Raw genomic sequence first — 22,483 nt, 5'->3', positions numbered from 1 at the left:
GTGACGCTCGCCCTGCTGGAGACCAATCTCGCGACGACCTTCGTGACCTCCGAAACCGGGCGGATCGTGTCGGAGGACGAGCCTGGCCTGCCGCCCGGACCGCGCCTCTATCTGGCAGGCTGCCGGTACGGCACGCGGGTCCGTCTGCGCCACGACGTGGACGACGAGACCGCGCGGATCATCGAGGCTCTAGTGGCGCGCGAGGGGCCGTGGGTGGATCCGGCGACCGACCCCGCCTGCCTGGCGGAAATGCTGGCCCGGCTGACGCCGGTGGAGAGCGTCAGCCGGTCGATCCTCTACCGCCTGCCCCACGGCCTGACCCAGGAGGCCGGGGCGACGATCCTGCGCGGGGACACCGCCGAAGGCCGGGCCTGGCTGGCGCGGCTGGCGGAAAGCGGCATGCCGCAGCACCTGCTGGACGCGGGCTTTCTCGGCGCCGGGGACTTCTGGGAGCCCTGGTGCGTGGCCCTGGAGGAGGAGACCATCGCAGCCATGGCCTTCGCCGCGCGGATCGGACAGCAGGCGGCCGAGGTCGGGGTCTACACCTTCCCTGGCTTCCGAGGCCGCGGCCTGGCGGCGGCGGTGACGGCGGCCTGGTCGGGCCTGGCGGAGCTTGTCGACCGGCCGCTGTTCTACAGCACGTCGGTGACCAACCTCTCGTCCCAAAGGGTGGCGGCGCGGCTCGGGCTGCCGGTGTTCGGGGCGGCGATGCGGGTGACGTAGTCGTCCGGTGTCATCCCATTCGTCGGTGCCATCCCGGCCGCAGCGAAGCGGAGGGCCGGGACCCAGAGGCGCGGGGCTTGTCGGAGAAATCGGCGCCTCTGGGTCCCGCACTTCCGCGCCTGCGGCGCTCCATGCGGGATGACACCTTGGATGAAGCGGCGCCGCGCGAGGTCGCGACTCTCAGACGCTGAACCGCACGAACAGCGGATGCCCGGCGCGGGGCGCGACGTTGGGGGCGGCCCAGTCCTTGCCGCCGACGCGGGCGACGAAGGGGGCGCCGGAGGCCTGGTTGGCCGCCACGCCGGTGGGACAGGCGAAGCGCAGCTCCAGGGGCGGTCCGTCCGCGCGGTCGTAGGTGACGATCCCCTCCGAGCCGCGGGCGCCGGCGTTGTCCTGGATCCAGAAGCGGGTGACGTGGCCCCTGGGGATGACGGGGGGCGGCGCCACCACGTAGCGGCCGTGGGCGTCGACGGTGGCGCGGCGGACCAGGTCGGCGGTCCCGCGGGTGTTGTCCACGGTGACATAGGTCGAATAGTCGAGGGTCGGGCCGTAGACGATGCTGTCCTGCGGGGCGGCGTGGTCCTCGATGACATAGGCGCCCGAGGCCTGGGCGGTCACCTGGCGCAGGCGGGCGGTGAGGCTCACGGTGTCCACCTCGATGAAGGTGGGGTGCTTGGTCCCGATGTCGGCGCGGCTGGGGCAGTCGAAGCCGGTGTTCACATAGTTGATGAAGCCGTCCCTCAGGCCCGACCGGGGCTCGTGGGTGTGGCCGAACACCACCAAGTCGGCGCCGGTTTGCAGGGCCAGGCGCTGGGCGAACCAGGGCAGGTAGTGGCCGTCGATATCGGCGGCGGCGGCCTTGGCCGCGGAGATGTCGCCCCCCACTGCGCCCGCCCAGCGGCCCCACAGGCCCTGATAGACCCGCTTCACCTCCCCCAGATTGGTGGTCCGGCCGTCCGGCAGCAGGATGGGTTCGGCCTCGGTGATGCCCGTGACCTTCACCGCGTAGTTCACCGCCGACTCGATCAGCGAGCCGTTGATGGAGCCGGCCAGTTTGGAGAGCTCGATGCCGTTGGGCGCGCCCTGGTCGGGCAGGTCGGCGACGCTGCGCCCCGGCGGCAGGTCGCGCTCCAGCATGAAGGCCACCGAGCGGGTGACGAAATGGCCGAGCGGAATGGGGGCCAGCGGCGTGGCTAGGTCCGGGGCGTTGAACATGGTCCAGCGGTGGCCGTGGGAACAGGCCAGGCGGCGGTCGGGCGCCAGCGGGAAATAGACCTCCTCGTCGCGCAGCTGGATGGGCCAGCCCTCGCGGCTGGCGACAAGGTCCAGGTCGCGCTGGGTGATCCCCATGTCGTGGTTGCCCGGCACATAGGTCACCCGCCCCTTCAGAGCCGACAGCGCCTGGGCGAGCTTGCCGCCGGGACCGAAGATGGCCGGATTGGCCGCGGCGATCTCCCGGAAGCCCGGCGGCCGGCGCCGCGGGGCGTAGGTCCAGAAGTCCACGAAGTCGCCGAGGATGATCAGCTCGCGGATCTCGCCCGCGCCGGCGATCACATAGTCCAGCAGGGCGGCGAGATAGGGCTCGTGGAAGTCGCGCTGGTACCAGACGGTGGGGGAGTTGTCCCCGATGTGGACGTCGCTGAGGAAGACGATCTTGGTCCGGCCGGGCCCGATCGGCGGCAGGGCGGCGGCGGCCTGGCTCGCGAGCGCGCTGGCCGCGGCGCCGGCGACGACCGCGCGACGGTTGATGCGAGGCATTGGCGCGCCCTCCCCCGTGTCCGGAGGCGATTACAGCATGGCCAAGCTGGAGCGTGAACCTGGCGATAAGTGGGGGGAAATTCGCGCCTCAGGGGCGCCGAAGGCCGGAGCCCTCAGCCGCAAACAGGTGTCCCCCGAGCCCGGGCGCCGGTAGGATCGAGGCGGGCAGCGATCGGCGGCGGCATGGCGACGGACTCCAACCTGACAGACGCGCCACCCGTCCCGCGCCGCCGCGCCTGGACAGGGGATGTCGCGGGCTATGGGGCCTCGGCGATCCTCGTCGCCGCGGCCAATCTCATCGCCCACCTGGCGGCCGATCAGCTCACCGGCGCCAACCTGGCCATGCTGTTCCTGGCCAGCGTGCTGCTGAGCGCCTTCTGGTTCGGGTTGGGCCCCGCCCTGCTGGCCGCCTGCGCCGCGGCCCTCAGCTACAACTTCTTCTTCCTGGTGCCGCGCCTGAGTTTCCGGATCGAGCGCCCGGCCGACCTGCTGACCTTCGTGGTGTTCTTCGCCGTGGCGACCTCCACCGGATGGCTGGCGGCCCGGGTGCGCGCCCAGGCCCGCAGCGCCGCGCGCCGGGCCCGGGAACTCGCCGCTCTGTTGGAGGCCAGCAGGGGTCTTTCGGCCGCCGCCAGTCCCGACGAAGCCGCCCGCATCCTGGCGCAACAGGCGGGCCTCGCCGCCGGCCGGGCCGCCATCGTCCTGCTGCCGGAGGCCGACGCCCTGCGGTTGGCCGCGGGCCCCGAGGGCCTGACGGAGCTGGCCGACACCACGCGGATCGCCGCCCGCCAGGCCTGGGAGACCGGCGCCGGCAGCGCCGACCAGGCCGGCTGGAGCCTGCGGCCGCTGCAGGGGCTGCGCGAGCGGGTCGGGGTGATCGGCCTGCGCGGTGCCTCGCCCCTGTCGCCGGAGCAGGAGGGACTGCTCACCGCCCTGTTGCACCAGGGCGCCGTGGCGCTGGAGCGGGCCAACCTGGCGGCCGCCGCGGCGGAGGTGGACGCCCTGCGCAAGGCCGACCATCTGCGGTCGGCCCTGCTCAACTCCATCAGCCACGATTTCCGCACCCCCCTGGCCACGGTGCTGGGCGCCTCGACCACCCTTCTGGACTACGAGGCGAGCCTGAAGCCCGGGGTGCGGCGGGACCTGCTGCAGAGCATCGCCGAGGCGGCGCGGCGGCTGAACCGCTATGTGGGGGACCTGCTGGACATGAGCCGGCTGGAGGGCGGCGCCCTGACGCCGAGGCGCGAGCTCACCGACGTGCGCGCGGTCCTGGCCTCGGCGCTCGCGCGGCTGGAGGCAGGGCTGGAGGGCCGGCGGATCACGCGCGACTTCGCCCCGCAGCTCTCGCCGGTCAGCGCCGACCCGATGCTGCTCGAGCAGGCGGTGCTGAACATCATCGAGAACGCCGCGGCCTACAGTCCGCCGGGCGCGTCGATCGAGCTGGCCGCCCATGAGGATATGGGCCATGTGCTGATCTCCATCGAGGATCAGGGGCCCGGGATTCCGCCGGAGGGATTGGACAAGGTGTTCGACCGATTCCGCCGCTTGGAGCAGCCGACCGACCGGGGGCGCGGCCTGGGGCTGGGGCTGTCCATCGCCAAGGGCTTCGTGGAGGCCATGGGGGGGCGGATCGCCGCCACCAGCCCCGTGGCCGAGGGCCGGGGCACGCGCATCCTGATCGTCCTGCCCAAGCCTCATCCGACGCCGAGGGCGCTGCTGTGACCCTGCGCCCGCGCATCCTGGTGATCGACGACGAGCCGCAGATCCACCGGTTCCTGACCCCGGCCCTGGAGGCGGCGGGCTTCGAGCCCATCCGCGCCGACACCGCCGCCGCCGGCCTGCAGGAGATCGCCCGCCGGGCGCCCGACGCGGTGATCCTCGACCTCGGCCTGCCGGACATGGACGGCAAGACGGCGCTCACCAAGGCGCGGGCCTTCTATGCCGGGCCGATCCTGATCCTGTCGGCCCGTGACCGCGAGGTGGAGAAGATCGACGCCCTGGACCTGGGCGCCGACGACTATGTGGAGAAGCCCTTCGGGGTGGGCGAGCTGCTGGCCCGCCTGCGGGTGGCCCTGCGCCGGGGCCAGCCGGGGGACGCCGCGCCGCGGGCGGTGCGCGCCGGGGCCCTGGAGATCGACCTGGCCATGCACGCGGTGCGCCGCGATGGGGCGGCGGTGCGGCTGTCGCCCAAGGAGTTCGACCTGCTGGCCCGGCTGGTGGAGGGCGGCGGCAAGGTCATAACCCACCGCCAGCTGCTGACGGCCGTCTGGGGTCCCGCCCACGTGGAGGACACCCCGTACCTTCGGGTCTTCGTCGGGCAGCTGCGGCAGAAGCTGGAGCCCGACCCCGCACGGCCCCGCCACATCGTCACCGAACCGGGGGTGGGGTACCGGTTCCTCGCCGGAGACGACGCCTAGGCTGGCGGGATGCGGCCGCGGACGACCGTCCCGCCCCCTTCCGGCGCGCATTGACGGGCGCGGTCCGCCACCGTATTCAAGTAAACACTTAAATATCTCACGGAGCCGAACGTGCCGTCCTCGCCGTCGCTCAGCGACACCTTCTCGGCCCTTGGCGACGAGACCCGGCTGGCGATCCTCAGCCGGTTGGCCAGCGAGGGCGACATGACCGTGCAGGAGATCGCCAGCCCCTTCGCCATGAGCCTGGCGGCGGTGTCGCAGCACCTGAAGGTGCTGGAGCGCGCCGGGCTGATCGCCCGCGGGCGCGACGGCCAGAAGCGCCCCTGCCGCCTGAACGCCGAGCGCCTGGCCGAGACGGCGCGCTGGTTCGATCACACGCGCGCGGCCTGGGAGGGGCGGTTCGACCGGCTGGAGCGCTTCCTCGCGCAATCCCCACACGTCTCGAAAGGAGAAGACAATGAGCCATGACCCCCTCGCGACCTGGGCGCTCGATCGCGAGATCGTGCTGTCGCGCGTGATCGCCGCGCCGCGCGCCAGCGTGTTCCAGGCCTTCACCGATCCGAGCCAGATCACCCGCTGGTTCGGCCCGGAGGGCTTCACGACCGAGACCCTGGAGATCGACATCCGCGAAGGGGGCCGCTGGCGGTTCATCTATACCGGCCCGGACGGAACCCGCTGGGACAACCGCATGGTGTTCCTGCGCGTGGATGCGCCGAGGCTATTGGAGATCGAGCACGGCTCGGACCTGGACGACGATCCCGCGCGGTTCCACACGACCATCACCTTCGATGAGCAGAGCGACGGCAAGTGCGTGCTGACCATGCGCCAGTTGCACCCGACCAAGGCGCAGCGCGACGCCGGCATCGGCTTCGGCGCGGTGGAATACGGCTACCAGACCCTCGACAAGCTCGCGCGGCATCTGGGCGTGGGGTGATCGGACCTTCCAGTCCGCCGGACCGCGCCACCGCGTTCCGGGGACCCCACACCTAGACGGTCACCTGAGCCCCCATCTCCACGACCCGTCCGGGAGGAATCTGGAAGAAATCCGTGGGATTGGCGGCGTTCTTCATCAGATAGATGAAGAGCTTGTCCTGCCAGAGCGGCATGCCCGGGCCACGCCCCGGCAGCACCGAGCGGCGGCCGAGGAAGAAGGACGTCGCCATGATGTCGAACTTCAGCCCCTGGCGGCGGGCCGTCCCCAGGGCCTTGGGCAGGTTGGGCTGCTCCATGAAGCCGTAGCGCACCGTCACCCGGCTGAAGTCGGGGGTGAGGGTCTGGATCGCCACCCGCTCGTCCTCGGGCACGCGGGGCCGGTCGGCGGTCTCCACCGTCAGGATGATGTTCTTCTCGTGCAGCACCTTGTTGTGCTTGAGGTTGTGCATCAGGGCGACGGGAGCGACGTCGGCCTGGGAGGTGAGGAAGATGGCCGTGCCGGGCGTCCGGAACGGCGGGCGCGCGCGCAGGGTCTCCACCAGGTCGGCCAGGGGGATGGAGTCGCGCTGGGTCTTGTCGGCCAGGATCCGCACCCCCTTCAGCCATGTCCAGATCACCAGGACGACGCCGGCCCCGATGACGAGGGGGAACCAGCCGCCCTGGACGATCCGCAGGACGTTGGAGCCCAGGAAGACCAGGTCGATGCAGAGGAAGGGGATGACCAGGGCCAGGCTGGCGGCCAGGGACCACTTCCAGCGCCGGCGCTCGATCACGAACAGCAGCAGGACGGTGACCACCATGGTGGCGGTGACGGCGATGCCATAGGCCGAGGCCAGGTTCGAGGAGTTGCGGAACATCACCAGCAGCCACAGCACCCCGACCATCAGGAAGCCGTTGACGGCCGGCACGTAGATCTGGCCCGCGACGGTCTCGCTGGTGCGCCGGATGTTGATGCGCGGCAGCAGGCCCAGTTGGGTGGCCTGCTGAGTCATGGAGAAGGCGCCGGTGATCACCGCCTGGCTGGCGATCACGGTGGCCGCCGTCACCAGGATCATCACCGGCCAGTAGAGCGCCTGGGGGATCATCCGGAAGAAGGGGCTCTCGGCGGCGGACGGGTCGATCAGCACCAGGGCGCCCTGGCCCAGATAGTTGATCATCAGACAGGGGAAGGCCACCAGCAGCCAGCCCGCGCGGATCGGCCCCTTTCCGAAGTGGCCCATGTCGGCGTAGAGCGCCTCGGCGCCGGTCACCACCAGGAAGACGCTGCCCAGGATGGCGAAGCCCAGCAGCCCGTTCTCCACCAGCAGGCGCACGGCGTAGACCGGGCTCAAGGCCAGCAGGATCTGGGGCGCCTGGACGATGTAGATCAGGCCGAGCGCCGCCAGGACCAGGAACCAGACCAGGGTGATGGGTCCGAAGAAGCGGCCCACGGCCGCTGTCCCGTGCGACTGCGCCAGGAACAGGCCCGTGAGGATCACCGCCGCGGCCGGCAGGGCGTAGGGGGCGAACAGCTGGCCCACCCCCGGCGCCAGGGCCAGGCCCTCGGTGGCCGACAGCACCGAGATGGCCGGCGTGATCAGGCCGTCGCCGTAGAACAGGGCCGCTCCGCAGACCCCGAGGATCAGCACCAGGCGCGAGCGGCGGCCCAGGGCGTTCTGGGCCAGGGCCATCAGGGCCAGGGTGCCGCCCTCCCCCTTGTTGTCGGCCCGCATGACGAGGGCGGTGTATTTGAGGGTGACGATCAGCAGCAGGGCCCAGAAGACCAGGGAGACCACCCCGAACACCGCCAGATCGCTGGCGCCGCCCTTGGCGTGGGCCAGGGCCTCCTTCATGGCGTAGAGCGGGCTGGTGCCGATGTCGCCGAACACCACCCCGATGGAGCCGAGGGTCAGTGTCCAGAAGCGCGCCGGCCCCGCCCCCGTCCCGCCGGGCGAGACCTCGCCCGCCACCTGTTCCGACGCCATGCCGACCTCACGCGCTCACCGCCCCTCAAGGAGGCGGCCCAGGAAGTAGCGCGGGCGCGCATAGGGGGTCGATGCGGGATCGGCCCCCGGGACATAAGGGCCGCATAAGGATCGCCCGGCGCGCCTAGGCGACTTCCCGGCCCGCCCGGCCCTGTTCGGCAGCCAGGACGCAGGCGACGATGGTGTCGATCAGGGCGGTGGCGCGGATCGGCTTGGAGAGGTGCTGGTCGGCCCCCGCCTCGCGGCCGGCGCGGACGTGCTCGTCCATGGCGTTGGCGGTGAGCATGATCACCGGGGTGCGCGGCAGGCCCTGGGCGGCCTCGAACTCCCGCAGCAGGGTGGTGGCCGACAGACCGTCCAGCTCCGGCATCTGCATGTCCATCAGCACCACGTCGTAGCGGCCGGCCCTCAGGCGCTCGATGGCCAGCTGGCCGTTCTCGACGATCTCGGGCTCGACGTTCACCGACTGCAGGATGAGCTGGACCACCTTCTGGTTGGTGGGGTGGTCCTCGGCCAGGAGGATGCGGCAGCCGGAGAGATCAAAGCCCGCCTCGGGCTCCGCGGGGGCGGCGGCGTCCACCGCCTGGGCCGCCTCCAGGGGCAGGACGAAGCTGAACACCGAACCGACGCCGGGGGTGGAGTCGACGCGGACGGCGCCGCCCATCAGCTCCACCAGGGAGCGACTGATGGCCAGGCCCAGGCCGGTGCCGCCGAACCGCCGGCGGATGGAGGCGTCGGCCTGCTCGAAGCGGCGGAACAGGCGGGCCTTCACCTCGTCGTCGAAGCCGATGCCGGTGTCGGTGACCGAGAAGCGGACCTGGCCGTCCTCGGCGCTCACCGCCAGACGGACCGTGCCGGCGGGGGTGAACTTCACGGCGTTGGAGAGCAGGTTGGAGAGCACCTGGGTCAGGCGGACCTGATCGCCGACGAAGGCGCCGCGGACCGCCTCGGCCACGCTCCAGGACAGCTCCAGACCCTTGGACTCCGCCGAGGCCCGGTGCAGCTCGGCGATGCGGCGGACGACGGCCTGCATGTCGAAGCTCTCGTGGGCCAGCTTGATCTCGCCGGCCTCGATCTTGGAGAAGTCGAGGATGTCGGTGAGCACCTGCTCCAGCAGGCGGCCGGAGGAGACGATGAGCTCGGCCAGCTCACGGCTCTGCGGGGTCTTCTGCTGGGCGGCCAGGGTCTCGGAGATGGCGATGACGCCATTCAGCGGCGTGCGCAGCTCGTGGCTCATATTGGCCAGGAAGCGGGACTTCTCGGCGTTGGCCTTCTCCAGGTCGGCGGTGCGGTCGCGGACCCGGTCCTCCAGACTGGCCAGCACCGCCTCGACCTTCTCGCGCTCGCCGCGCAGGGCCTTGGCCAGGACCCCGATCTCGTCGCGGCGGACCTCGACGTCGCTGACGTCGGGCCGGACGCGGATCCCGAAGGCTTCCGGCTCGCAGGAGGCGGCCAGGCGGCTCAGGGGCCAGACGATGGTGCGGCGTGCGAGCGCCACCACCAGCAGGGTCTGGATCAGGGAGGCGATGGCCCCCAGCAGCAGCACCCAGGAGGCCGACTTGGCCGCCGACCAGGCGATGGAGGACTTGGGATAGGTGAGCAGCAGGTACCAGTCGGGCCCGGCCAGGCGGCCATAGGCCACCACCTGGCGGCCGTCGGGGCTGCTGATCACGCCATGGGCCTGGCCGTCCTTGCGGATGGCCTTGACCAGGACCTTGAGGTTCAGCTTGCGCTCGTAGCCGGCGATGGTCGCCTCCGAGGCGCGGCCGGGGGTGGCGAAGCCGGGATAGGCGATCAGCTCGCCCTTCCCCGTCACCACCAGGTTCGAGGCGCCCGGCAGGGTGTTGCGGATGGCGTTGAGGAAGAAGCCGGTGAGCTCGATGGACGAGCCGAAGGAGCCCACATAGCGGCCGTTCACATAGGCCGGGGTCAGGCAGCCGGTCGCCAGGCGCTCGCCCTTCTTGTCCTGGATCAGGCGCTGGAGGTTGGTGCAGCGGGTCACCCGGGCCGGGTCGTTCCGCGGCAGGGTGATCTGGGCCATCTCCTCCTTGGAGACGTCGAGGTTCGCCGGCGCCTCGCGGCGGTAGAACATCAGGTGGTCGGGACGGTCGGGGCCGAACATCACCAGCCGCAGGGGATCGGGCTGGAAGAAGTAGAAGTTGTCGTACTCGCTGCGGGCGGCCTGGCCGAAGTCGGAAACCACGGAGAAGGCGGCCGCCAGGGCGCGGCGATCGGCGAGGCTGGCGGCGTCGGCCTGGCCGATGAAGGCGCCCATGCCATAGATCCAGCGGCCGGAGGCGGTCAGGTGGCCGGTGAACAGCTCGTCGCGGCTGCGGCGCGATCCGTCGCCCTTGGCCGGAAAATAGTCGTCGGTCAGCCGCACGACATTGGCGTCCGACAGGTGGTTCATCCGCCGCTCCAGCTCGACGCCGGCGGCCCTGTGCAGGTTGGTGAGGTTGGTGAAGCGCTTGTCGATGTTGGAGCTGCGCTCGCGCACATAGTCCGACAGATAGCCGATCTGCCGCTTGGACAGTTCCTGCTGGAAGACGACGAAGGCCCCCAGCGATCCCAGGATGGTGACCGCGAGCGACATCAGTCCGACGCTGATCAGGAATCTGCGTGAGAGAGATTTCATCGCTGCGCCGGCCGCCCCCACGGAAAGCGCGAGGCTAAACGCGGAGTCCTTGCGCTCTGGTTTACGCCGGCCGCCGCGCTCAACCTGGAGGACGCCCTCTATTCGCCGCCCTTCGGGCCCCAGAAGATGACCCAGGCGGCGAAGTCGTCGCTGAAGAACTCGAACCGATGCGCGGCGCCGGCCTCCACGAAGATGGCGTCGCCGGGCCCGAACACCCGCTCGTCCCCGTCCTTCACGAAGCGGCCGGCTCCCGAGGTCACGACGTAGAGCTCGTCACGGTCGTGGGGGGACTGGGTGTCGGCGCCCTTCGGCGCATAGAGGCCGATGTCCATGCTCCCGTGGGCGAAGCGGCGCACGTAGCGCATCGCGGCCTCCTCCGGCGGCAGGGCCTCCTCGGCATGCGCCAGGGGGATCAGCCAGTCGTCCTGGATGTCTTCATCGTCGGCCATGTCGTCCTCCGCCAGCGGCTGCGCCTATTCTGGACCCAGCCGTGCGGCGGGGACCACCCGTGCTAGGGGACATCCTGGAGGGACAGCGGCGGCGCCACCTCCTCCAGGGACTTGCGCTCGGCGTCGATCCCCAGGACCAGTTCGACCCCAGCGGCCAGGATCATCAGCCCGCCCCCCAGCAGATAGCCCCAGAGGATCTGGCCGCGCTCGCCGGTGTCGATCAGGGCGCCGAACAGGGCCGGTCCCCCGACCCCGCCCAGCAGGGTCCCGAAGGCGTAGAACAGCGAGATCGTCACCGCCCGGATCTCCAGGGGGAAGCTCTCGCCGACGGTGAGGTAGGCCGCGCTGGCCCCGGCCGAGGCGAAGAAGAAGATCACGCTCCACGCCGCCGTCTGGGCGGTCGCCGAGAGCAGGCCCTGCGCGAACATCCAGCCGGTCAGGCACATCAGCACCCCGGCCAGGCCGTAGGTGGCGGTGATCATCACCCGACGCCCCAGGGTGTCGAACAGGTGGCCCAGTAGCAGCGGCCCCATGAAGTTGCCGAGCGCGAAGGGCAGCATGAACCAGCCGATGGCGCCCGGCGCGATCCCGTAGAACCGCGTCAGGATCAGGGCGTAGGTGAAGAAGATGGCGTTGTAGCAGAAGGCCTGGGTGGCCATCAGCACCACGCCGAGCACCGTGCGCTTTGGGTAGAGCCGGAACAGGGTGGCGGCGATCGTCAGCCAGGAGGTGCGGTGGTCGCCCCGCAGGCGCAGGCTGGGCAGGTGGTGGTGCGGCGGGGTGGGTAGGCCGGTGTGCCGGGCGACCCGGCCCTCGATCTCCTCCACCACGGCGTGGGCCTCGTCGGCGCGGCCGTGGGTCATCAGCCAGCGGGGGCTCTCGGGGATGAAGCGGCGGACATAGATGATCACCAGGGCCAGCAGCCCGCCGATGATGAAGGCCGCCCGCCAGCCCCATTCCTGGGGCACGAGGTTCGGGTCCAGAACGATGATGGAGCCGATGGCCCCCAGGGCCGCGCCGATCCAGAAGCTGCCGTTGATCACCAGATCGGTGAAGCCGCGCCGCCGGGCCGGGATCAGCTCCTGGATCGCCGAATTGACCGCCCCGTACTCCCCGCCGATCCCCGCCCCGGTGAGGAAGCGGAAGACCATGAAGGACCAGAAGTCCCAGGAGAAGCCGGTGGCGATCGTGGCCACCAGATAGACCCCGACCGTGAGGGTGAAGAGCTTGCGCCGCCCGAAGGTGTCGGTGAGCCGGCCGAACACCAGGGCGCCCAGCACCGCCCCCAGGATATAGGCGCTGCCGGTCAGGCCGATCTGGGTGTCGGTGAGGTTGAGGGCGGTGGGGCCGGCGATGGCCGGGGAGAGCGACCCCACCAGGGTGACCTCCAGCCCGTCGAGGATCCAGGTGATCCCCAGGGCGAACACCACCAGCCAGTGGAACCGGGTCCAGGGCAGCCGGTCCAACCGGGCGGGAATATGGGTGGTGAAGGCCTCCGCCATCGCTGCGTCTCCTCGGGCTCGGAGGCTCAACGCATGAAGGCCAAGCTTGGGTTCCGGGGTGGGGTTGGGCTATGGCTCGCCCATGGCCAACGAGATCATCGTCGACGCCCGCGGACACCGGTGCCCGGTCCCTACCCTGCGCCTGCGGCGGGCCCTGGAGGACGCGCCGCCCGGCGCCCTGGTGCGGCTCTACGCCGACGACCCTCTGGCGCGGATCGACGTGCCGCACTTCGCGGCCGGCGCCGGGTTCGAGCTGGTGGACAAGGGCGAGGCGGAGGGAGCCCTCAGCTTCCTGATCCGGAAACCAATCTAGCCTTGTCTCCCCGCAGGTCCGGCAGCAGGGCCGTGCGGTGCTCGTCCATGGCCAGCTCGATCTCGGTGGCCAGCGCGCCGCCGAAGAAGATGGCGTTCACCGTCCAGGACAGCCAGATCAGGAACACCACCACGGCGGCCACCGAGCCGTAGGTGGCGCCCAGATGGGCGATCTGCTCGACATAGAAGGCGCTGGCCCAGGACATGAACAGGCACAGCAGGGCCGCGGCCACCCCGCCGGTGATGGAGGCCTTCCAGGCCACCGGCCGGCTGGACATGGCGAAGCGGTAGATCAGGCTCATGGCGAGCGTGATGCCGAAGCTGGCCCAGGTCCATTCGCTGAACAGCCAGGGCGCGCCCGCCAGGGGCTTGAGGTCGAAGGCCGCGGCGATGAAGCGGAGATAGAAGAACACCGTCGAGAGGAAGCCCAGCAGCACGAAGGCCGCGATCAGCACCAGCAGGGCCATGATGTTGAAGCCCAGGAAGCCGCGGGGGGTCTCCTCGTCATGGATGAAGGACAGGCCCGCCAGCAGGGCCTTGAATCCCCGGTGGGCGGCGTAGGAGCCGATGATCAGGGCCACGCCGCTCTGGGCCGATACCGCCTCCAGGGGCGCGTGGGCCAGGCGGATCAGCTCGCCCTCGAACAGCCCCCGGGCGCCGGGAGGCATCAGGCGGGCCAGCATCTCGGCCTGGTTGGCGGCCTGGCTGGCGTCGGCGAAGAAGGAATAGATTCCCACCATGATGGCCAGGCCCGGGAAGACCGCCAGCAGGACGAAGAAGGATACGCCGCCGACATAGAGCATCACGTCGCGGCCCCAGAGCCGGGTGAGCGCCTTGCCGTTGACCGTCAGGGTGCGCCGCAGCCAGTGCAGCGGATCCCAATCGATGGCTCGCAAACGCTGGATCTGGCCCCGGATCGACATCGCGCGGAAGGTGATCAAGACCGGTCAATTAGGCAAGCCGCGATCTGACGCGGCGTAAAACCCAAAGCGGCGCGCCACCGGAAGGGGTGGCGCGCCGTCGATGGGCGTGTCGTACCATCGGATCGGCCGCCGCTCGAGGGACGGGAATGGGCGACGACCAACCTGGGGACAGATTGACCCCGCGCCGCTGAACCCAGGCTGAACGGCGCTCACGGAACGTGTTCACTTTTCGGCCGCGTCACGCCACTGTCGCATAAGCTTCAAGAAGGGGTGATAGCTGCGCGCTTGAGTTCGATTGGCGCCCATCCCCCAGGCGCCCCCTCTCGGAAACAGGATCCTTCGCCATGAAGACCGCCCTCTACCTCGCCGCCGGCGCGGCCCTCGTCCTCAGCGCCTGCGGGCAGAAGACCGAAGGGGCCAAGGCCCCCAGCGGCGGCGGCGGAACCCGCGCCCAGGTCTGGGCCGCCGGCTCGTCGACCGTCTTCCCCTTCGCCACCCGCGTGGCCGAGAACGTGGCCCGCAGCGGCGGCGGCAAGGCCGCTCGCGTCGAATCGCTGGGCACCGGGGGCGGCTTCAAGCTGTTCTGCGGCGGCACGGGGTCTGACTTCCCCGACATCGCCAACGCCTCGCGGCCGATGAAGAAGTCGGAATACGACAAGTGCGTCGCCGCCGGGGTCACCGACATCGTCGAGATCAAGATCGGCTATGACGGCATCGTGGTGGCCAACGACAAGAAGGGCCCCACCTACGACCTGCACCGCGAGCAGCTCTACCGCGCCCTGGCCGCCGAGGTCCCGTCGGGTTCGGGCTTCGCCCCCAACGCGGCCAAGACCTGGGACGCCGTGGCGCCGGGCCTGCCCAAGGAAGCGATCCTGATCTATGGCCCGCCGCCCACCTCCGGCACCCGCGACGCCTTCACCGAGCTGGCCATGGAGAAGGGCGCCGAATCGGTCCCGGCCCTGGCCGCCCTGAAGAAGGCCAACGAGGACGACTTCAAGGCCAAGTCCCACACCATCCGCTCCGACGGGGTGTGGATCGACTCCGGCGAGAACGACAACGCCATCGTCCAGACCCTGGAGAAGACCCCGCATTCGCTGGGCGTGTTCGGCTATTCGTTCCTCGAGAACAACATGGACAAGGTGAAGGGCGCCAAGATCGAGGGCGTCGCCCCCACCTTCGAGACCATCTCCAGCGGCGCCTATCCCCTGTCCCGCTCGCTCTTCATCTATGTGAAGAAGTCCAATGTCGGGGTCACGCCGGGCCTGCGCGAGTTCCTCGACGGCTTCGTCTCCGACGCCGCCACCGGCAAGGGCGGCTACCTGCAGTCCCGTGGCCTGATCCCGCTGCCGGCGGCCGACCACGACGCCCAGAAGGCGGTGGTCAAGGACCTGAAGGTGATGACCGCCCCTGCGTCCTAGGGCGCTCGACAACAATTCACGTCATCCCGGCCGCAGCCGGGATGACGTGGGTTGCCCCTACCCGTTCATCACGCCGGCCGCCTTGAGCGCGTCGATCTCCCCGGCCGAGAAGCCCCAGTCGGTGAGGGCCTCGCGGTCGTGGGCGCCGGTGGCGGGGGGCGGACCCTGGATGGCGCCGGGCGTGGCCGAGAAGCGCGGCGCGGGCGCCGGCTGGACCACGCCGGCCACCTCCACGAAGGTGTTGCGGGCGACGTTGTGCGCATGCTTGGGCGCCTCGTCGAGATCCAGCACCGGGGCGAAGCAGACGTCGGTGGCGTCCATGATGGCGCACCACTCGGCCTGGGTCTTCTTGCCGATCACCTCCGCCAGCTTGGCGCGCAGGTTGTCCCATTCGCCGCGGTTCATCTGGGCGGCGAAGGCCGGGTCGGTGATGCCGGTCTTCTCCAGCAGCAGGGCGTAGAACTGCGGCTCGATGGAGCCGATGGAGATCCACTTGCCGTCGGCGCACTGGTAGGTGTCGTAGAAGTGGGCGCCGCCGTCGAGCATGTTGGCGCGGCGGTCATTGGTCCAGATCCCGCTGGCCTTCATGCCGTAGAACATGGCCATCAGGGAGGCCGCGCCGTCGCTCATGGCGCAGTCGATCACCTGGCCCTTGCCGGTCTCGCGGGCGCTGATGATCCCGGCCATCAGGCCGAAGGCGAGATAGAGGGCCCCGCCCCCGAAATCCCCCACCAGGTTCAGCGGCGGCACGGGCTTGTCCTTGGTGCCGATGGCGTGGAGCGCGCCGCTGATGGCGATGTAGTTCATGTCGTGGCCGGCGGCGTTGGCGTAGGGCCCGGTCTGGCCCCAGCCGGTCATGCGGCCGTAGACCAGCTTGGGATTGCGCTTGAGAGCCACATCGGGGCCCAGGCCCAGGCGCTCCATGACGCCGGGACGGAAGCCCTCGAACACCGCATCGGCGCCCTCCATCAGCTTCAGGCAGGTCTCGATGGCCTGGGGGTTCTTCAGGTCCAGGCCGACGGAGCGGCGGCCCCGCGCGCTGACATTGGCCGGCGAGGCGCCGCCGGTTCCCTTGCGGTCGATCCTCACCACATCGGCGCCCAGGTCCGACAGCAGCATGCCGCAGAAGGGGCCGGGCCCGATCCCGGCGAACTCGATGATCTTCAGTCCGGTCAGCGGTCCCTGGCGCATCGTCTCAACTCCCATTGGATTTTGCGCCAGCTTAGCGCCAATGACGTGCGGTCAGCCAAGCGGCGCCTATCCCCCGCCCGGCAGGGACTGGCCGTCGTCGATGGTGATCAGGCTGCCGGCGATGGCGCGGGCGGCGGGGCCGGCCAGCATCATGAAGGCGGCGTCCAGGTCCGAGGCCTCCATCAGCCGGCGGCGCGGGAAGCCCTTGAGCTGCTTCTGGCCGCCCTCGGTGGCCCACCAGGACGCATTGATGTCGGTCTCGATATAGCCGGGGGCGAGCGCGTTGACCGCGATGCCGCGCCGCGACCACTCGCGCGCCAGGCTGCGGGTGAGCATGGCCACCGAGGCCTTGGACGCATTGTAGGCCGACAGCCCCGGCAGGGTGGTGTGGCTGGCGATGGAGGCGATGTTGACGATGCGCGCCGCCCCCGCCTCGGCGGTCCCGTTGGCGAACATCAGGCGGGCGGCGGCCTGGGCGGCGAAGAACACCCCCCGCACATTGACGTCGAAGGTGCGGTCCCAGTCCTCGATGGAGAGGTCCAGCGCCAGCCCCTCCCCGCCGACCCCGGCGTTGTTGATCAGGATGGAGACCGGCCCCAGGGCCGCCTCGATCTCGGCGAAGGCGGCGGGAATCGAGGCCGCGTCGGCGACATCCAGCCGCAGGGCCATGGCCTGGCCGCCCGCGCCGGCGATCTCGCCGGCCAGGGCCTCGACCATGTCGAGCCGGCGGGCGGTGACCGCCACGGCGACGCCGGCTCCGGCCAGCAGGCGGGCGAAGTGGGCGCCGAGCCCGCCGGACGCCCCGGTGATGATGGCCGTCTGGCCCGTCAGAACCTTATCCACTGTGTTTGCTCCCCAGCCGCGACGTTCGCGTCCCTGTCGCGGTCGCGCGCCTCTGTATATTCTGTCTCGTCGCGATTCCCCCCTATAAGGGGCGGGTCGGCGCGCGCGTTATTTCAAGGGTTTGAGGAATGGCATTGGGCGTCCATGCGCGGGTTCTGATCGTCGCGCGCGACGACGCCCTGGCGGGACCCCTCGCCGAGGGCCTGGACCGGCTCGGCTGGCGCACGGTCACGGCGCGGGGGCCCTATGCGGCCATCGCCGCCCTGGGGGACCTGCAGGTGGAGGCCGCCATCGTCGACCTGGCCAGCGGCGGCCACGAGGCCCTGACCCTGGCCAAGCGCCTGAAGGCCGCCTGCGCCCCGCGCCGCCTGCCGGTGATCGCCATCGGCGCGCCGGGCCCCGAGCTGGACGGCCACAACTTCGACCTCACCCTGACCGCGCCGGTGCATCCGGCCCAGGTGGTGCTGCGCCTGGAGACCCTGGTGCGCATGGCCATCGCCGAGGAGGAGTTCGAGCTTCGCACCGAGACCTTCAGCGAGCGCGGCCGCCGGCTGGAGACGCCCGAGCCCGATCCCAGCCCCTTCCGGGTGCTGGCCATCGGCGAACCCGCCCCGCAGTTCCTGGCGCTCTCCAACGCGCTCACCGGCTCGGGCGCCGAGGTGGTGGGGGCCTTCACGGCCTATACGGCCTTCGACTATCTGCACGAGCGGCCCTTCGACGCCGTGGTGCTGTGGGCCGGGGACAATAGCCAGGAGGCGCTGTCCATCGCCGCCGGCATGCGCCGCAACACGCGGCTCTATCACACGCCGGCCCTGCTCTACATGAAGCAGGAGAGCTATGTGACCATGTCGGAGGCCTATCACCGGGGCATCTCCGACGTCGCCTCGCCGGAGACCGCCGAGACCGAGACCGCCAAGCGGGTGATCGAGCTGGCCCGCTCCTATCGCCGCCAGACCGCCATCCGCAAGGCCCTGGAGAAGGCCCGCGCCTCGGGCCTGATGGACCCGGCGACGGGCCTCTTCACCCGGGACCTGTTCGCCACCCATCTGGGCCGGCTGGCTCAGGCCTCGCGCCTGCGCAACCGGCCGCTGTCGGTCTGCGTGCTCAAGGTCTCCGAGCGCCCCGACGTCGAGAACGCCCGGCGCGGCGGCTGGCTGGACCGCGCCATTCCACAGATCGGCTCGATGATCGGCCGCCTGGTTCGCGTCGAGGACACCGCCGCCCGCCTGGGGCCGGAGGTCTTCGCCCTCGCCCTGCCCGCCACCCCCCAGGCCTCGGCCCGTGCGGCGGGCGAACGCATCGCCGCGGTGATCGGCTGCACGGCCTTCGAGGCCGGCGAGGGCAAGGCGCCCTTCGTGGTGGAGTTCGACATCGGCGTCGCCGAGGTCAATCTGGCGACGGGGGTGGGCAAGGCGCTGGAGGAGGCGGCGGCGCGGGCGGTGGAGAAGGCGGGCTAACATCCTCTCCGCTCATCCCCGCGAAAGCGGGGACCCAGGCTTTTTCTCCGGTCGAAGTCCTGGCGCGCCTTGAGCCGATCGAACCCAGCAAACCAAAACACCTGGGTCCCCGCTTTCGCGGGGATGAGCGGAGTTGCCGCGGCTAGGCCGCGACCGCCGCCCCGGCCAGCTTGGCCAGCTCGCTCAGCACGCGCTCGGCGGCGTTGAGGCGCTGTTCCGGGGTCTCCCACTCGCCCTTCACCACCACCTTGTGGTCGGGACGGATCTTCCAGGCGACGGGGTTCTTCTGGATGAAGCCCATCAGCCCCATGGGGTTGGGGAAGTCGTCGCCGCGGAAGGTGACCACGGCGCCTTTGGGCCCCACGTCGATCTTGGCGACATTGGCCTCGCGGCAGAGGCCCTTGATGGCCACGACCTTCAGCAGCTGGCCGGCTTCCGGCGGCAGGGGACCGAAGCGGTCGATCATCTCGGCCGCCAGGGCCTCGCGGTCGCCGGACTTCTCGGCGTCGGACAGACGGCGATAGAGGGACAGGCGCACGTGCAGGTCGGGGACATAGTCCTCGGGGATCAGCACGGCCGCGCCGGTGTTGATCTGCGGCGACCAGCCGCGATCGGTGGCCCCCTCCCCCTTGCCGGCCAGTTCCTTCAGGTCGTTGACGGCGTCCTCCAGCATCTGCTGGTAGAGCTCCACGCCGATCTCGCGGATGTGGCCCGACTGCTCCTCGCCCAGCAGGTTGCCGCCGCCGCGCTGGTCCAGGTCGTGGCTGGCCAGCTGGAAGCCGGCGCCCAGGCTGTCGAGGGACTGCAGCACCTTCAGGCGGCGCTCGGCCGAGATGGTGATCTGCTTCTCGGCCGGCGTGGTCATGTAGGCGTAGGCCCGCGCCTTGGCCCGGCCGACCCGGCCGCGCAGCTGGTAGAGCTGGGCCAGGCCGAACATGTCGGCGCGGTGGATGATCAGGGTGTTGGCCGTCGGGATATCCAGGCCGCTCTCGACGATCGTGGTCGACAGCAGGACGTCGTACTGGCCCTCGTAGAAGGCGCTCATCACGTCCTCCAGCTGGGTCGGCGCCATCTGGCCGTGGCCGACCACATAGCGGACCTCCGGCACCTGCTCGCGCAGGAACCGTTCCAGCTCCGTCAGGTCGGAGATGCGGGGCACGACGTAATAGGCCTGGCCGCCGCGGTACTTCTCCCGCAGCAGGGCCTCGCGGATGACGATGGGGTCGAAGGGGGTGACGTAGGTGCGCACCGCCAGGCGGTCCACCGGCGGGGTGGCGATGATCGACATCTCCCGGATGCCCGACAGCGACATCTGCAGGGTGCGCGGGATCGGCGTGGCGGTCAGGGTCAGCATGTGCACGTCGGCGCGAAGCTCCTTGAGCTTCTCCTTGTGCTTGACCCCGAAGTGCTGCTCCTCGTCGACGATCACCAGGCCGAGGTTCTTGAAGCCCACCTGCTTGGAGAGCACGGCGTGGGTGCCGACGATGATCTCCACCTCGCCGTTCTTCAGCGCCTCACGGGTCTCGGCGGCCTCCTTCGGCGGCACCAGGCGCGACAGGCGGGTGACCTTGATGGGCCAGCCCTGGAAGCGCTCGGTGAAGGTCTTGTAGTGCTGGCGCGCCAGCAGGGTCGTCGGCGCGACGATGGCCACCTGCTGGCCGCTCATGGCCACCACGAAGGCCGCGCGCAGGGCCACCTCGGTCTTGCCGAAGCCGACGTCGCCGCAGATCAGGCGGTCCATGGGCTTGCCGGCGGAGAGATCCTCCAGGATGTCGCCGATGGCCGAGAGCTGGTCCTCGGTCTCCTCGTAGGGGAAGCGGGCGCAGAACTCGTCGAACACCCCGTGCGGCGGATCCACCGGGTCGGTGTGGCGGGTGGCGCGGGCCGCGGCGATCTGGATCAGGCCGATGGCCATGTCCCGCAGGCGTTCCTTCGCCTTCGCCTTGCGCGCCTGCCAGGCCGCCCCGCCCAGGCGGTCGAGCTGCACCCCGTCGCCCTCCGACCCATAGCGGGTCAGCAGATCGATGTTCTCGACGGGCAGGTAGAGCTTGGCCTCGGCGCCGTATTGCAGCTCCAGGCAGTCGTGGGGCGCGCCCTGGACCTCGAGGGTCTTGAGTCCCTCATACCGGCCGATGCCATGGTCGATGTGGACCACCAGGTCGCCGGGGCTCAGGGACGAGGCCTCGGCCAGGAAGTTGGCGGCGCGGCGCTTGCGGCGCGGCCGGGCCAGGCGGTCGCCGAGGATGTCGGTCTCGGAGATGACCGCCAGGGTCTCGGTCTCGAAGCCGGACTCGAGCGGCAGGACGACCCGCTGGGGGAACTTCGGGTTGGCGGCCTTGGCCGCGTCCCAATAGGGCGCCTGGGTGACGTTGGTCAGGCCGTGGTCGGCAAGCATGACGCCGAGGCGCTCCGAGGAGCCCTCCGACCAGGAGGCGAACAGCACGCGCTTTCCCGCCGCGGCCAGGGCGCGGGCATGGGCGGCGGTGGCCTCGAACAGGTTCACCGAGTCCTGCTGGCGCTCGGCGACGAAGGTGCGGCCCTGGCGGGCGCCCATGTCGACCACCACCTCGCCCTCGGCCTCCTGGAAGGCGGAGAACCGGCGCGTGGCCCGTTCGGCCAGGCGGGCGCGCCATTCCTCGGCGGTGAGATAGAGCCGGTCCGGCTCCAGGGGATGGTAGTGGACCTTGCGGTCGGCCTGGGCGCGGGCGTCGTAGGCGTCGGCGATCATCGCCAGGCGCTCGTCGCGGGCCTGGGTGGCCAGGTGGTCGATGCCGATCAGGGCCGAGCCCGGCAGGTAGTCGAACAGGGTGGCCATGTCCGGGTAGAACAGGGGCAGCCAGTGCTCCATCCCCGCCCGCCGGCCGCCGCCGCTGACCGTCTCATAGAGCGGATCGCCGCCGGGGGCGCCGAAGGCCTCCACATAGCCGCGGCGGAAGCGGGAGATGGCGTCCTTGTCCAGCAGGGCCTCGCTCACCGGATGGAGGCTGACCTCCTTGAGCTGGCGAGTGGAGCGCTGGGTCTCGGGATCGAAGCCGCGGATGGATTCCAGGGTGTCGCCGAACAGGTCGAGGCGCACGGGCTCCTCGGCGTTGGGCGGAAAGACGTCGATCACCCCGCCGCGGATGGCGAACTCGCCGCGCTCGGAGACGGTGGAGGCCCGCGCATAGCCGTTGACGGCGAAGTAGCGCTCCAGGTCGGCGATCTCCACCACATTGCCGGTGCGGGCCGAATAGGCCGCGCCTTCCACGGAATCCTTGGGCGGGACCCGCTGCATGATGGCCGCCGCCGTGGTGACCAGCAGGCTGGGCTTCTTGGCGTCCACCCCTTGGGCCAGACGGGCGAGCGTGGTCATCCGCTGGGCGGCGACGCCCGGGGACGGGCCGGTGCGGTCGTAAGGGAGGCAGTCCCAGGAGGGGAACTGCAGAATCTCGATGCCCTGGGCGAAGAAGCGGAAGGCGTCGATGAAGGCCGAGAGCCGCGAGCCGTCGCGGGCCACGAACACCGACAGGCCGCCGCGGGCGCGGGCGATATCGGCCATCACCAGGGCGTCGAAGCCCTCGGGCGCGCCGATCAGGTCGAGGCGGCCGGGATCCTGGCTGATGCGCCGCGTGTCGGCCGCGCTCGGCCCGCGCGAGCCGTCAGCCGCCATGACCGTCGCCCCGGACTTCGTGAACCTTGAACCGGAAGGCTTTGATCTTGTTCAGCAAGGTCCCGTCGAATTCCGCCGGAACGTCGGCCCGTTCCATGATCCATTCGTAGAGATCGTGGTCGGGCTGCTCCAGCAGCACCTCGAAGAGGTCGACCTCGTCCGGCGCCAGATCCTGGGCATGGGTGTCCGCGAACGGCCCCAGAATGAGGTCCGCTTCCCTGAAGCCCCTGTGCCACGCACGGAACTTCAGTTTTCGCAGGCGGGTATCGTCAATCGACATGTGGACGGGCCGATATAGGGCGGCCCGTC

General features: G+C 70.5%; 18 protein-coding genes. 8 read left to right on the top strand and 10 right to left on the bottom strand.

Translation table 11 applies throughout. The features are described from left to right. Entirely contained in the window at positions 1 to 723 is a 723-nt protein-coding gene (locus ACO06I_RS04505; RefSeq protein WP_421931407.1) for a GNAT family N-acetyltransferase, read from the top strand. A 180-nt stretch (positions 724 to 903) separates the two neighbouring features. Here ACO06I_RS04505 and ACO06I_RS04500 read toward each other — a convergent pair whose 3' ends face one another. Continuing rightward, a complete protein-coding gene (locus tag ACO06I_RS04500) occupies positions 904 to 2,481 on the bottom strand; it encodes a metallophosphoesterase (RefSeq protein ID WP_421931406.1) in 1,578 nt (525 codons plus the stop codon). 183 nt (positions 2,482 to 2,664) lie between these two features. Between ACO06I_RS04500 and ACO06I_RS04495 the strand changes: the two genes are divergently transcribed. The 4 genes from ACO06I_RS04495 to ACO06I_RS04480 all read left to right on the top strand — a co-directional run bounded on the left by ACO06I_RS04495 (position 2,665) and on the right by ACO06I_RS04480 (position 5,832). Beyond that, a complete protein-coding gene (locus ACO06I_RS04495; protein WP_421931405.1) occupies positions 2,665 to 4,203 on the top strand; it encodes a sensor histidine kinase in 1,539 nt (512 codons plus the stop codon). 2 nt (positions 4,204 to 4,205) lie between these two features. Further along, positions 4,206 to 4,898, top strand: coding sequence for a response regulator (locus ACO06I_RS04490; RefSeq protein WP_421933598.1), 693 nt, complete (start codon positions 4,206 to 4,208; stop codon positions 4,896 to 4,898). A gap of 111 nt (positions 4,899 to 5,009) precedes the next feature. Next, a complete protein-coding gene (locus ACO06I_RS04485) occupies positions 5,010 to 5,366 on the top strand; it encodes an ArsR/SmtB family transcription factor (RefSeq protein ID WP_421931404.1) in 357 nt (118 codons plus the stop codon). Beyond that, positions 5,356 to 5,832, top strand: coding sequence for an SRPBCC family protein (locus tag ACO06I_RS04480; protein WP_421931403.1), 477 nt, complete (start codon positions 5,356 to 5,358; stop codon positions 5,830 to 5,832). The genes ACO06I_RS04485 and ACO06I_RS04480 overlap by 11 nt, the downstream gene beginning before the upstream one ends. A gap of 52 nt (positions 5,833 to 5,884) precedes the next feature. Here the strand turns inward: ACO06I_RS04480 and ACO06I_RS04475 are convergent, their stop codons facing one another. From ACO06I_RS04475 to ACO06I_RS04460, 4 genes are all read right to left on the bottom strand, one after another. Then, positions 5,885 to 7,795 carry a potassium transporter Kup gene (locus tag ACO06I_RS04475; RefSeq protein ID WP_421931402.1) on the bottom strand — a complete coding sequence of 637 codons (1,911 nt, stop codon included), beginning with the start codon at positions 7,793 to 7,795 and terminating at the stop codon, positions 5,885 to 5,887. Positions 7,796 to 7,919: 124 nt separating this feature from the next. Continuing rightward, positions 7,920 to 10,388, bottom strand: coding sequence for an ATP-binding protein (locus ACO06I_RS04470; protein WP_421931401.1), 2,469 nt, complete (start codon positions 10,386 to 10,388; stop codon positions 7,920 to 7,922). Positions 10,389 to 10,528: 140 nt separating this feature from the next. Continuing rightward, positions 10,529 to 10,879, bottom strand: a complete 351-nt coding sequence (locus ACO06I_RS04465; RefSeq protein ID WP_421931400.1) for a cupin domain-containing protein — start codon at positions 10,877 to 10,879, stop codon at positions 10,529 to 10,531. Positions 10,880 to 10,941: 62 nt separating this feature from the next. Then, positions 10,942 to 12,381: an MFS transporter gene (locus tag ACO06I_RS04460; protein ID WP_421931399.1), complete on the bottom strand. Its 1,440-nt coding sequence runs from the start codon at positions 12,379 to 12,381 to the stop codon at positions 10,942 to 10,944. A gap of 82 nt (positions 12,382 to 12,463) precedes the next feature. Here ACO06I_RS04460 and ACO06I_RS04455 point away from each other — a divergent pair, with 82 nt between their 5' ends. Then, on the top strand, positions 12,464 to 12,694 hold the full coding sequence (locus ACO06I_RS04455; RefSeq protein ID WP_421933597.1) for a sulfurtransferase TusA family protein: 231 nt from the start codon (positions 12,464 to 12,466) through the stop codon (positions 12,692 to 12,694). Here ACO06I_RS04455 and ACO06I_RS04450 read toward each other — a convergent pair. Further along, entirely contained in the window at positions 12,666 to 13,616 is a 951-nt protein-coding gene (locus ACO06I_RS04450) for a YihY/virulence factor BrkB family protein (RefSeq protein WP_421933596.1), read from the bottom strand. The two genes, ACO06I_RS04455 and ACO06I_RS04450, sit on opposite strands and share 29 nt — an antisense overlap. A gap of 344 nt (positions 13,617 to 13,960) precedes the next feature. On the opposite strand from ACO06I_RS04450, the gene ACO06I_RS04445 reads away from it, so the two are divergent. After that, positions 13,961 to 15,034 (top strand): substrate-binding domain-containing protein, encoded by a 1,074-nt coding sequence (locus ACO06I_RS04445; RefSeq protein ID WP_421931398.1) that lies wholly within the window; start codon positions 13,961 to 13,963, stop codon positions 15,032 to 15,034. Between the two features lie 57 nt (positions 15,035 to 15,091). Here ACO06I_RS04445 and ACO06I_RS04440 read toward each other — a convergent pair whose 3' ends face one another. Together ACO06I_RS04440 and ACO06I_RS04435 are read right to left on the bottom strand one after the other, a co-directional pair. Beyond that, positions 15,092 to 16,225 carry a CaiB/BaiF CoA transferase family protein gene (locus ACO06I_RS04440; protein WP_421931397.1) on the bottom strand — a complete coding sequence of 378 codons (1,134 nt, stop codon included), beginning with the start codon at positions 16,223 to 16,225 and terminating at the stop codon, positions 15,092 to 15,094. Positions 16,226 to 16,291: 66 nt separating this feature from the next. Further along, on the bottom strand, positions 16,292 to 17,068 hold the full coding sequence (locus ACO06I_RS04435; RefSeq protein WP_421931396.1) for an SDR family NAD(P)-dependent oxidoreductase: 777 nt from the start codon (positions 17,066 to 17,068) through the stop codon (positions 16,292 to 16,294). A gap of 134 nt (positions 17,069 to 17,202) precedes the next feature. Here ACO06I_RS04435 and ACO06I_RS04430 point away from each other — a divergent pair, with 134 nt between their 5' ends. Beyond that, positions 17,203 to 18,525: a diguanylate cyclase domain-containing protein gene (locus tag ACO06I_RS04430; protein WP_421933595.1), complete on the top strand. Its 1,323-nt coding sequence runs from the start codon at positions 17,203 to 17,205 to the stop codon at positions 18,523 to 18,525. Between the two features lie 142 nt (positions 18,526 to 18,667). Here ACO06I_RS04430 and mfd read toward each other — a convergent pair whose 3' ends face one another. Both mfd and ACO06I_RS04420 read right to left on the bottom strand, forming a co-directional pair. After that, a complete protein-coding gene (gene mfd / locus ACO06I_RS04425) occupies positions 18,668 to 22,174 on the bottom strand; it encodes a transcription-repair coupling factor (RefSeq protein WP_421931395.1) in 3,507 nt (1,168 codons plus the stop codon). After that, positions 22,164 to 22,454: a succinate dehydrogenase assembly factor 2 gene (locus tag ACO06I_RS04420; protein WP_421931394.1), complete on the bottom strand. Its 291-nt coding sequence runs from the start codon at positions 22,452 to 22,454 to the stop codon at positions 22,164 to 22,166. The genes mfd and ACO06I_RS04420 overlap by 11 nt, the downstream gene beginning before the upstream one ends. Between the last annotated feature and the right edge of the window lie 29 nt (positions 22,455 to 22,483).

It is taken from the genome of Phenylobacterium sp., assembly GCF_965229015.1.
GTDB lineage: Bacteria > Pseudomonadota > Alphaproteobacteria > Caulobacterales > Caulobacteraceae > Phenylobacterium.
Note: the sequence above shows the minus strand (reverse complement) of the source record. Positions and strands in the feature narration are given on the sequence as shown.

Coding starts and splice junctions, on each gene's coding strand:
- ACO06I_RS04480 (WP_421931403.1), top strand. CDS start 5,356: ATGAGCCATGACCCCCTCGCGACCTGGGCGCTCGATCGCGAGATCGTG.
- ACO06I_RS04445 (WP_421931398.1), top strand. CDS start 13,961: ATGAAGACCGCCCTCTACCTCGCCGCCGGCGCGGCCCTCGTCCTCAGC.
- ACO06I_RS04440 (WP_421931397.1), bottom strand. CDS start 16,225: ATGCGCCAGGGACCGCTGACCGGACTGAAGATCATCGAGTTCGCCGGG.
- ACO06I_RS04470 (WP_421931401.1), bottom strand. CDS start 10,388: ATGTCGCTCGCGGTCACCATCCTGGGATCGCTGGGGGCCTTCGTCGTC.
- ACO06I_RS04460 (WP_421931399.1), bottom strand. CDS start 12,381: ATGGCGGAGGCCTTCACCACCCATATTCCCGCCCGGTTGGACCGGCTG.
- ACO06I_RS04455 (WP_421933597.1), top strand. CDS start 12,464: ATGGCCAACGAGATCATCGTCGACGCCCGCGGACACCGGTGCCCGGTC.
- ACO06I_RS04420 (WP_421931394.1), bottom strand. CDS start 22,454: ATGTCGATTGACGATACCCGCCTGCGAAAACTGAAGTTCCGTGCGTGG.
- ACO06I_RS04450 (WP_421933596.1), bottom strand. CDS start 13,616: ATGTCGATCCGGGGCCAGATCCAGCGTTTGCGAGCCATCGATTGGGAT.
- mfd (WP_421931395.1), bottom strand. CDS start 22,174: ATGGCGGCTGACGGCTCGCGCGGGCCGAGCGCGGCCGACACGCGGCGC.
- ACO06I_RS04465 (WP_421931400.1), bottom strand. CDS start 10,879: ATGGCCGACGATGAAGACATCCAGGACGACTGGCTGATCCCCCTGGCG.
- ACO06I_RS04475 (WP_421931402.1), bottom strand. CDS start 7,795: ATGGCGTCGGAACAGGTGGCGGGCGAGGTCTCGCCCGGCGGGACGGGG.
- ACO06I_RS04495 (WP_421931405.1), top strand. CDS start 2,665: ATGGCGACGGACTCCAACCTGACAGACGCGCCACCCGTCCCGCGCCGC.
- ACO06I_RS04500 (WP_421931406.1), bottom strand. CDS start 2,481: ATGCCTCGCATCAACCGTCGCGCGGTCGTCGCCGGCGCCGCGGCCAGC.